General features: G+C 76.1%; 9 protein-coding genes. 2 read left to right on the forward strand and 7 right to left on the reverse strand.

Going from position 1 to position 10148, the window contains the following annotated elements:
• The 6 genes from rsmA to N866_RS11770 form a co-directional block, all read right to left on the reverse strand.
• On the reverse strand, positions 1–756 hold a 756-nt coding region (gene rsmA / locus N866_RS11745), incomplete at its 3' end, for a 16S rRNA (adenine(1518)-N(6)/adenine(1519)-N(6))-dimethyltransferase RsmA (protein WP_034226549.1).
• A 92-nt stretch (positions 757–848) separates the two neighbouring features.
• Entirely contained in the window at positions 849–2222 is a 1374-nt protein-coding gene (locus tag N866_RS11750) for a resuscitation-promoting factor (RefSeq protein WP_245612572.1), read from the reverse strand.
• Between the two features lie 302 nt (positions 2223–2524).
• The gene (locus N866_RS11755; protein ID WP_034226550.1) at positions 2525–3544 is read right to left on the reverse strand and encodes a resuscitation-promoting factor; all 1020 of its coding nucleotides are present in this window, start codon (positions 3542–3544) and stop codon (positions 2525–2527) included.
• Between the two features lie 192 nt (positions 3545–3736).
• Positions 3737–4657, reverse strand: coding sequence for a TatD family hydrolase (locus N866_RS11760; protein WP_034226551.1), 921 nt, complete (start codon positions 4655–4657; stop codon positions 3737–3739).
• Between the two features lies 1 nt (position 4658).
• Positions 4659–6461 carry a methionine--tRNA ligase gene (metG, locus tag N866_RS11765; protein WP_034226552.1) on the reverse strand — a complete coding sequence of 601 codons (1803 nt, stop codon included), beginning with the start codon at positions 6459–6461 and terminating at the stop codon, positions 4659–4661.
• Between the two features lie 52 nt (positions 6462–6513).
• Complete coding sequence (locus N866_RS11770; RefSeq protein ID WP_034226553.1) at positions 6514–7740, reverse strand: PQQ-dependent sugar dehydrogenase; 1227 nt, start codon at positions 7738–7740, stop codon at positions 6514–6516.
• A gap of 204 nt (positions 7741–7944) precedes the next feature.
• Here N866_RS11770 and N866_RS11775 point away from each other — a divergent pair, with 204 nt between their 5' ends.
• Positions 7945–8547 carry an isochorismatase family protein gene (locus tag N866_RS11775; RefSeq protein WP_034226555.1) on the forward strand — a complete coding sequence of 201 codons (603 nt, stop codon included), beginning with the start codon at positions 7945–7947 and terminating at the stop codon, positions 8545–8547.
• A 10-nt stretch (positions 8548–8557) separates the two neighbouring features.
• On the opposite strand, the gene rsmI is transcribed toward N866_RS11775, so the two are convergent.
• Entirely contained in the window at positions 8558–9406 is an 849-nt protein-coding gene (gene rsmI / locus N866_RS11780) for a 16S rRNA (cytidine(1402)-2'-O)-methyltransferase (protein ID WP_034226556.1), read from the reverse strand.
• A 46-nt stretch (positions 9407–9452) separates the two neighbouring features.
• Here rsmI and N866_RS11785 point away from each other — a divergent pair.
• Positions 9453–10148 (forward strand): phospholipid carrier-dependent glycosyltransferase (locus tag N866_RS11785; RefSeq protein ID WP_245612573.1); only part of this gene is annotated, 696 nt, incomplete at its 3' end.

Genomic DNA, 10148 nt, shown 5'->3' on the forward strand with positions numbered 1-10148 from the left:
CCGCTCCGCCGCCTCGCCCGAGCCGGCCACGCCGGCCAGCGCGGCCCGCAGGGTCTTGCGGCGCTGCGCGAAGGCCGCGTCCACGACGGCGAACACGGCCTGGCGGGACGCCGTCGTCGTCGGGGGCTCGCGGCGGTCCAGGGCCACGAGGGCGGAGTCGACACGCGGGACCGGCCAGAACACGGCCCGGCCGATGGAGCCGGCCCGCCGGGCGTCGGCGTACCAGGCCGCCTTGGCCGACGGGATGCCGTAGGTCCGCGAGCCGGGCGGTGCCGCGAGGCGGTCCGCCACCTCCGCCTGCACCATGACCAGCACCCGCTCGAGGGAGTCGAAACGCTCCAGGAAGGACAGGAGCACCGGCACCGCGACGTTGTACGGCAGGTTCGCCACGAGCGCCGTCGGGGGCGGGCCGGGCAGGGTCGTGACGGTGAGGGCGTCGGCCGGGAGGACCTCGAGCCGGTCCACCGCGTCGGGCATGCGCTCCGCGACGGTCAGCGGGAGCTGCCGGGCCAGCACGGGGTCGATCTCCACCGCGACGACCGACGCACCCGCCTCGAGCAGCCCCAGCGTGAGCGACCCGAGCCCGGGCCCGATCTCCACGACGCGCTCGCCCTCGCGGACGTGCCCCGTGCGGACGATCTTCCGGACGGTGCCGGTGTCGACGACGAAGTTCTGGCCCCACGTCTTGGTGGGGCGGATGCCCAGCCGCCCTGCGAGGTCGCGGACCGAGGCCGGACCGAGCAGCGCGTCTGTCATGCCGACGAGCCTAGGGCCACCCGGCCGGGGTCCGCGGGAGCGGTCCGGCCGGGTGGCCCTGGGTGCAGCCGGGGCTGCGGGGTCGGTACGGCTCAGCGCAGGCCGAGCTTGCTCGAGCAGTGCGGCCACTGGCCCCAGCCGGAGCGCGCCTGGAGGATCTGCGCGCGCTGGGTCTGCTCGGCGGGCGAGGCCTCGCTCGGCAGCCCGGAGCCGCCGACCGACCGCCACGTCGACAGCGAGAACTGGTACAGCCCGTAGTAGAGGCCGTTGCTGGAGACGATCGTCGGGTTGCCGCCCGACTCGCACTGGGCCAGGGCGGCCCAGACGTCGCCACCGACCGTCGAGGGGGCGGGCGCCGGAGCGGTCGAGCCGCCCGAGGAGGACCGCGACGACGTCGCGGCCGGCGCGGGGGGCGGCGGGGGCGGCGGGCGCTCCTTGGTGCCGCGGCGCACGACCTCGGTCACCGGCTCCCGGGTGACGCCGTCGCTGAGCAGCATGCGCGACTCCTCGACGCCGTCCACGAGGACGACCCGGTGGACCGTGGTCTGCTCGCCGGGGACGCCGGCCACGGCGGTCTCGGACTGGCCGCGGAAGAGCGCGTCCGTGTCCTCGACGACCTGCTCGAACGGCAGCTCGGTGAGCGTCGACCGCTCCTCGGCCACGACCCGCTGGACGGTGACCGTCAGTCGGGGGCCGGCCTCGCCGGCGACGTGGTGCACCTGGACCCGGTCGAGCGGACCGAGCTCCACGCCCAGGCCCGCGAGGACGGCCTCGAGGCCGACGGAGGCGTCCGCGACCTCGCGCGTCTGCCCGTCGACGACGACGTCCACCGGTCCCTCGGCGTCCAGCCGGACCCCGAGGTCCGTGCGCTCCGCCGACCGCGACGCGACCAGACGCACGTCACCGCCGCGCGCGGCGAGGGTCCCGAGGGCCTCGTCGGCGTCGAGGGCGGTGACCCACAGGCGCGTCTGCTGGCCGTCGACCAGGGCGACCACCTGACGGGCCCGCCGCACGACGATCTCGTCACCGCTGTGCAGGGCCGCGCCCGGCTCGGGGGCGACGACGTCACGGGGGCCGACCTCGAGGTCGTGCGCGGCGAGGACCCCACCGACGCTGCCGGCGAAGGTCGAGACGGTGGTGGTGGCGCCGTCGATGTCGAGGGTGACGGTCTTGTGCGCGCCGGCGACGGCGACGGTGCCGCCGGTGAGGGCGAGGGCGGCGGCGAGGCCGCCGATGAGGAGGGGCCTGCGGGCCCGGGAGCGCGGCGCGGGGCCGGCGTGCTCGTGCTGGGCGTTCTCGTGCTGGGCGTGCTCGGTGTCGGTGGTCGGGGTGCTGTGCTGCGGGCGGCGCGGGACGGCGCGGCGGAGGGCGGGGAAGGTCACGGGGTTCCAGACGTCGGTCGTCCCGGGCACAGGGGCGGGTGCGCCGTCGTGGCGCCCGACGGGGTCCGCGCGGGGCGCGGGCACCGATCGGGTCCGGGTCCCTGATCCGGCCGTCATCCCGACCGCGGAGGGCCGGTCGTGCGGTCGTCGCCCCGGTGCGGCGGGGTCCGCTGCGGCCGGTCGGGCCCTAGCAAGCAGAGCCCGCCCCGGCCAAGGGCGACACGGCACCGTAACCGATCCGTGACCAGGCGCCAAGGGTCGTGAGGGAGGTCACAGCAGGACGTCGGTGCAGGTCAGGACCGTGTCAAGACCCGGTTCGGGTCACGTCGAGGTCAAAACCCCAGGCTGCGGGCGGTGCCCAGCCGTCACCCGGACGGCTCAGCGCCTCAGTACCAGTTGCGTGCCTGGGAGTGCTGCCACGCCCCGCACGGCGTCTCGTAGCGGGCCGCGATGTAGCCCAGGCCCCACGAGATCTGCGTCGCGGGGTTGGTCTGCCAGTCGGCCCCCGCCGTGGCCATCTTGGTGCCCGGCAGCGCCTGGGGGATCCCGTAGGCGCCGCTGGAGCGGTTGGCCGCGTCCACGCGCCAGTTGCTCTCCTTGGTCCACAGCGCGTCGAGGCAGGCCCACTGGTCCTCGCCCCAGCCGCGCGCCAGGACCATGTCCCGGCCGATGGCCCGGGAGGTGCCCGGGTCGACCGCCGGCCCGACCGGCACCGGGGGCGCCGTGCGGGTCCCCACCCGGACGACCTGCGTGACCGGCTGGGACACCGCGGTCTCGACGAGCACCTTGCGGTCCACCTCGACGCCGTCGACGAGGTAGGCCTCGTACGCGACGGTCCGCAGACCGTCCGCGCCGGCGGTGACCACCACCTCGCGGCCCTCGTCCAGGTCGGGGTCGTCCTCGCGGACGGTCTCGAACGGCAGGGCCGTCGTCTCCGTCCGCACCTCGGTGGTCACGCGGGTCACCAGGACGGCGAGGCCGTCGACCGCGGCGGCCTCGAGCGGGACTGACACCCGGTCGTGCTGACCGAGCACCACGCCGGCCTCGAGGAGCACGTCGCGGACCGTCTCCCCGGACGTGCGGAGCTCCTGGGTGGCACCGTCGACGGTCAGGTGGAGCGTGCGGGTCTCCATGACGGCCTCGCGCTCGGCCGCGGCGCGCGACGCCGCCGAGGGCACCTGCCGCAGCCCGAGCTCGGCCGCGACGTCCGCCGCGCTCGCCACGCCCCCGGCCAGGCCGACCGACGGCAGCACGGTCGTCTGCGTCGCGAACGCCGCGGTGCCGCCGACGAGGAGCGCGAGCACGGTCACCTGCGCGGTCGACCGCGCGATCCTGACGGCCCCGCCGCGGCGCCGCTCCCGGCGACGCAGCTCCCGGCGGGTGGCACCGGCAGGGCTCTCGGGCACGTGGCGATCCGTCCGTCGGGGGCGCGGGCACGGCCCGTCACGACGGAGGGCCGGGGTCGACGGTAACGGACCGGACACGGCGACGGGTAGTCGGACGTCCCGACCTCACCCGCTGACCTGCGTCCGAGGAGCAGCCGACCCGCCCGCAAGCCCGGTCCGTCGACCCACCTGCGGCGCACCGACGACCGCGCCTCACCAGGGCCCGTAGAGCTCCTCGGCGGTGGTCCACAGGGTCCGGCAGAGCGTCGAGAGGTCCACGTCGAGCTCCTGGGCGAGCCGGCGGGTGGTCGCGGCGGCGAGGTACGGCGCGTTGGGGCGACCGCGGTAGGGGTGCGGGGTGAGGTACGGGGCGTCCGTCTCGACCTGCAGCAGCGTGAGCGGCACCTCGCGCAGGGCAGCCCGGAGCCCCTGGGCGGCCGAGAAGGTCACGGTGCCGGCGAAGGAGAGGTACCACCCCTGCTCCGCGCACAGCCGGGCCATCGCGGCGTCGCCGGAGAAGCAGTGGAACACCGTGCGCTCCGGGGCGCCGTCGGCGAGCAGCACCTCCACGACCTCGGCGTGCGCGTCCCGGTCGTGGATCTGCAGCGCCAGGCCGAGCTCCTTGGCCAGGGCGATGTGGGCGCGGAACGCCTCGCGCTGCACCCGCCGCCCCTGCTCACCCGCGCGGAAGAAGTCCAGCCCGGTCTCCCCGACGACGCGGATGCGGTCGTTGCCCGCGGCGATCGCGGCGATCTGGGCCATCGCCTCGTCCAGCGGGACGGCGTGGTGCTCGCGCGGGTCGGGCTCGAGGCCGTCGGGGGCGACCTCGCGGACGCCCGCGTGCAGCGGCACCTCGTTCGGGTGCAGCGCGACGCCGCCCAGCAGGGCCGGCTGCTCGCGCACGACGACGTCGGTCCAGCGCGCCGCGGGCAGGTCGCAGCCGATCTGGACCATCCGGGTCACGCCGACCGCGGCGGCCCGCTCCACCTGCTCGGCGACCGTCGGCGCGGCGGGCCCGCCGTCGAACCCGCCCGCGCCCGGCGCCGCGTGGTCCAGGTGCGTGTGGTCGTCGACGACGGGGTGCGGCAGCGGCTCCGGCGCCGGCGGCCAGGACCGGTCGCGCTCGCGCCCCACCTCAGGCGTCCTCGCCGCGCAGGCGGGCCAGCTCCTCCTCCACCACGGAGTCGTCGAGCTTGGTGAAGATCGGCGTCGGCTTGGCGACCGGCGCCCCCACGGGCACGTCGGTGAACGCCCACGGCGGCGTCGTCGAGTACTCGCCGGTGATGATCGGGTACGGGTGACCGTCGTCGAGGTCCTCGACCTCGACGACCCGCGGCATCGGCATGAGGTCGCCGTCGCCGCCCAGCGTGCGGTGCACGGCGTTGGCCGAGTGCGGCAGGAACGGCGCGAGCAGCGTGTTGCAGCACCACACCGCCTGCGCCGCCGTGTGCAGCACGGTCGCGAGCCGCTCGCGCTCGTCCTCGCCCTTGAGCTTGAACGGCGCGGTGTCCGTGACGTACTTGTTCACCTCGCCGACGACGCGCATCGCCTCGCCGACCGCCTGGCGCTGCCGGTGCCGCGCGATGAGCCCGCCGACGGTGTCGAAGCCCGCGCGCACGGTGGCCAGGAGGGCCTCGTCGACGTCGGTGCGCTCGCCGGGCGCGGGGATCTCGCCGAAGCTCTTGGCGATCATCGAGGCGGTCCGGTTGACGAGGTTGCCCCAGCCGGCGACCAGCTCGCCGTTCGTGCGGGAGACGAACTCCCGCCAGGTGAAGTCCGAGTCGGAGTTCTCCGGGCCCGCCGCGCAGATGAAGTAGCGCAGCGCGTCGACCTGGTACCGCTCCAGCACGTCCCGCAGGTAGATGACGACGCCGCGGGAGGAGGAGAACTGCTTGCCCTCCATGGTGAGGAACTCCGAGGACACGACCTCGGTGGGCAGCGTGAGGTCCCCGTAGGCCCCCGGCTCGCCGCCCCGCTCGCCGCGACCGGCGTAGCCCAGGAGCTCCGCCGGCCAGATCTGCGAGTGGAACGTGATGTTGTCCTTGCCCATGAAGTAGTAGGACAGGGCCTCCGGGTCGTTCCACCACTCGCGCCAGCGCTCGGGCTCGCCCAGGCGCCGCGCCCACTCGATCGAGGCGGACAGGTACCCGATGACGGCGTCGAACCACACGTACAGGCGCTTGGTCGGCTGGTCCTCCCAGCCCTCCAGCGGCACGGGGATGCCCCAGTCGATGTCCCGCGTCATGGCACGCGGCTTGATGTCCTGCAGGATGTTGCGGCTGAACCGGATGACGTTGGGGCGCCAGGTCCCGGACGCCTCCCGCTCGTCGAGCCAGGCCGCGAGCGCGTCCGCGAGGGCCGGCAGGTCGAGGAAGAAGTGCTGGGTCTCGACGAACTGCGGGGTCTCCCCGTTGATGCGGCTGCGCGGCTCGATGAGCTCGGTCGGGTCGAGCTGGTTGCCGCAGCTGTCGCACTGGTCGCCGCGGGCCTCGGCGTAGCCGCAGTACGGGCACGTGCCCTCGATGTACCGGTCCGGGAGCGTCCGGCCGGTGGAGGGCGAGATCGCGCCCCGGGTGGTGCGCTCGACCATGTAGCCGTTGGCGTGCACCTGGCGGAACAGCTCCTGCGCCACCGCGTAGTGGTTCGCCGTCGTCGTACGGGTGAAGAGGTCGTAGGAGCAGCCCAGGGCCGCGAGCTCCTCGACGATGATCCGGTTGTTCCGGTCGGCGAGCTCGCGGGCGGTCGTCCCCTCCTTGTCGGCCTGGATGAGGATCGGCGTCCCGTGCTCGTCGGTGCCCGAGACCATGAGCACCTCGTGGCCCGCCATCCGCATGTATCGGCTGAAGACGTCGGAGGGGACGCCGAAGCCGGCGACGTGTCCGAGGTGGCGGGGGCCGTTGGCGTAGGGCCACGCGACCGCCGAGAGGATGTGGGCCATGGGCACCGATCCTAGTGAGCGGGCAGGTCCCCGCTGACCGGTGTCGCCCGGGTCACGGCGGGAGGAGGCGCACCAGACGGTCGTCCCCCGGGCGGGGCTCCCCGCGCCCGTCGGTGTTGTTCGTCAGGACCCAGAGCGCACCGTCCGGCCCGACGGCGACGTGCCGGAGGCGACCGAGCGCGCCGACGAGGTGCGCGACCGGCTCCCCCGCGACGCCGCCGTCGGCCCAGGGCACCTCCCACAACCGGGCGCCGCGCAGCGCCGCGACGTAGACGGCGTCCTGCGCCGCGGCGATCCCGCTCGGCGAGGCGACGCCCGTGGTCCACGTGACCAGCGGGTCGACGAAGTCCGGCGCGCCGCCGGTGCCCTCGACGTCGGGCCAGCCGTAGTTGCCGCCCGGGCGGATGGCGTTGAGCTCGTCGAGCGAGTTCTGGCCGAACTCGCTGGCCACGAGGGTCCCGTCCGGGTGCCAGGCGAGGCCCTGGACGTTGCGGTGGCCCAGGCTCAGCACCGGGCTGCCCGGGAACGGGTTGCCGGGCGCCGGCTCGCCGTCGGGCGTCACCCGCAGGATCTTCCCGGCGAGGGAGGCCGGGTCCTGGCTCGCGCCCCGGGCCTGGGCGTCGCCCGTGGCGACGTAGAGGTTCCCGTCGGGCCCGAACGCGAGGCGCCCGCCGTTGTGGGTGCCCTCCGCCGGGATCCCGGTGAGCACCGGCTCGAGGGGTGCGAGGGTGCCGGCGGCCGGGTCGAGGGTGGTCCGGACCACCTCGTTGCCGCCCGGCGTGGTCCGGTAGAGGTACACCTCGAGGGCGGCCCCCGTCGCGGACCCGGCCCCGCCGTCCGGCGTCTCCGGGGGCACCGCCACCCCCAGCAGGCCACCCTCCCCGCCGGTCGCCGTGCCCGCCACCAGCTCCTCCGCGCCCGGCCCGCCCAGCGTCACGACGCCGTCGTCCCGCAGGAGGAGGACCTGCGCCGGGTCCCGCAGGGTCACCAGGACCGCGCCGCCGGGCAGGAACGCCAGGCCCCACGGGCTGGTGAGCCCGGTCAGGACGTCCTGCGGCGTCGCCGTCGCCTCCGGCAGCGCCGGGCCGGGCACCGCGACCGACGACGGCGCCGCGGTCACCTCCGGCGCCACGGTCGCGGACGGCGGGGCCGAGGGTGCCTGGGGTGTCGCCACCGTCGGGGTCCGCTCGGGCTCGGCCGAGCACGCGGCGACCGCGAGCGCCACGACGCCGACGACGGCGGCGCCCCGCAGCCGCACGCCGGTCAGGACGGTCCGCATGTCGTCTCCCCGTGTCGACCTGCCGTGGACTACCGGTTCCTCGGTGCAACGCACGGTTCCCGTGCCACGTTCCCGCGCTCCAACCTTGGGCGGGACGCCGCGGGACGGGCGGAGCCCCCGGGGGGCGGGACGGGTAAGGCCGCGGGAGGCGGGACGGGACGGGCCGCGAGGGCCGGGGCGTGGCACCCGGCTTAGCCTGGGGCCATGAGTGCGACCGGGACGACCGACCCCACGCCGCGGCGGGCCCTGCTCGTCGTGGACGTCCAGCCGACCTTCTGCGAGGGCGGTGCCCTGGGGGTGGAGGGCGGGAACGCCGTGGCCGAGGCCGTCGCCGCCTTCGCCGCGGCGCGTCGGGACGGCTACGTCCTCGTCGCCACCACCCAGGACTGGCACATCGAGCCGGGCGACCACTTCAGCGAGACGCCCGACTTCGTCGACACGTGGCCGCCGCACGGGGTGGCCGGGACCGCCGAGGCGGAGCTGCACCCGGCGCTGGCCGACCTGCGGCCCGACGTCAGCGTCCGCAAGGGCCAGTACGCGGCCGCCTACTCCGGCTTCGAGGGTGTCGACGAGCACGGACGGGCGCTCGCGGCCCTCCTGGGCGCCGCGGGGGTGACCGACGTCGACGTCGTGGGCATCGCCGAGTCCCACTGCGTGCTGGCGACGGCCCTGGACGCCGTCGAGATCGGGCTGCGGACCCGGGTGCTGACCGACCTCACGGTGCCGGTGACCCCCGAGCAGGGCGCTGCCGCCCGCGAGCGCCTGGCGGCCCAGGGCGTCGAGCTCCTCCCCTCCACGGCGGTCTGACCCGCACCCATCAGCGGGAACGGGCCGCCAGGGCCGCGGCGTAGAGGTCACGCTTCGGCACGCCGGCAGCCTGCGCCACCTCGGCGACGGCCTCCTTGAGCCGCTCGCCGCCGTCGACACGCGCGAGCACCTCCGGCACCAGGTCCGCCACGTCCGGCGGGCCCTGCGCGGGCGCGCCGCCGACGACGACGCACACCTCCCCGCGCACCTCGCGCTCCGCCGCCCACGCCGCGAGGCCGCCGAGGGTGTCCCGCACGACCTCCTCGTAGGTCTTGGTCAGCTCCCGGCACACCGCGGCCGGGCGGTCGGTTCCGAGCACCTCGGCCATCGACGCGAGCGTCTCCGCGAGCCGGTGGGGGGCCTCGAAGAATACCGTGGTGCGCGGGTCCCGGGCGAGCGTCCCGAGCACGCGCCGCCGGTCGCCCGGGCGCCGCGGCAGGAACCCTTCGAAGCAGAACCGGTCGGTGGGCAGGCCCGAGACGGCCAGGGCGGTCAGGACGGCGCTCGGGCCCGGTGCCGCCGTCACGGGCAGGCCGGCTGCGACGGCGGCCCGCACCAGCGTGAACCCCGGGTCCGAGACGGTCGGCATCCCGGCGTCGGAGACGACCAGCACCGTCCCGCCCCCCCGCACCACGTCGAGGAGCTCCTCGGCGCGCGCCGCCTCGTTGTGCTCGTGGTGGCTGACGACGCGGCCCGTGGTCCGCACCTCGAGCCGCTGGAGGAGCCCCGCGAGCCGGCGCGTGTCCTCCGCCGCGACGACGTCCGCCGTCGCCAGCAGCCGGCGCAGCCGGGGCGAGGCGTCCTCGGGGTCGCCGATCGGCGTCGCGGCGAGCACGACCTGACCCGTCCCCGGCTCCATGCGCGCCAGGCTACGCGGCGCCCCCGTCCCACCTACCATGACGCGCGTGACGACCACGCGGTGGGACGCCGGCACCCGGACCGGCGGGCCCGCCGGGAGCACCGCGGGGCCGCGGGCGTCCCGGAGCACGCTGGGCTGGGCCGTCACGGTGGGGGTCACCGCCGTCGCCGCCGCGCTGCGCCTGCCCGGCCTGGACCGGCCCGCCACCCTCGTCTTCGACGAGACGTACTACGTGAAGGACGCCTGGACCCTGGTCTCGCTCGGCTACGAGGCGCAGTGGTCCGGGGACAAGGACGTCGTCGACGCGGCCTTCGCGTCGGGCGACGTCGACGGGTACTCCACGCAGGCGTCCTACGTCGTCCACCCGCCCGTCGGCAAGCTGCTCATCGGCCTGGGGATGCGCCTCGTCGGCGCGGACACCCCCGTCGGGTGGCGCACCGCCGCCGCCGTCGCCGGCCTCCTGGCCGTGGTGCTCGTGACCCGCGCCGGGATGCGGCTGCTCGGCTCCGTGTGGGCCGGCGGGCTGGCCGGGCTGCTCCTGGCGCTGGACGGGTCTGCCGTGGTGCACTCCCGCACGTCCCTGCTGGACGGGTTCCTCATGGTGCTCGTGCTGGGGGCGTTCGCCGCGCTGCTCGTCGACCGCGACGCGGCCCGTGCGCGCCTGACCCGCCTCACCGCCCCACCGCGCGCGCCGTCCCGCTGGGGGCCCGGGCTCGGCCTGCGGCCGTGGCGGCTCACGGCC

This window comes from Actinotalea ferrariae CF5-4 (genome assembly GCF_000603945.1).
Classification (GTDB): Bacteria; Actinomycetota; Actinomycetes; order Actinomycetales; family Cellulomonadaceae; genus Actinotalea; species Actinotalea ferrariae.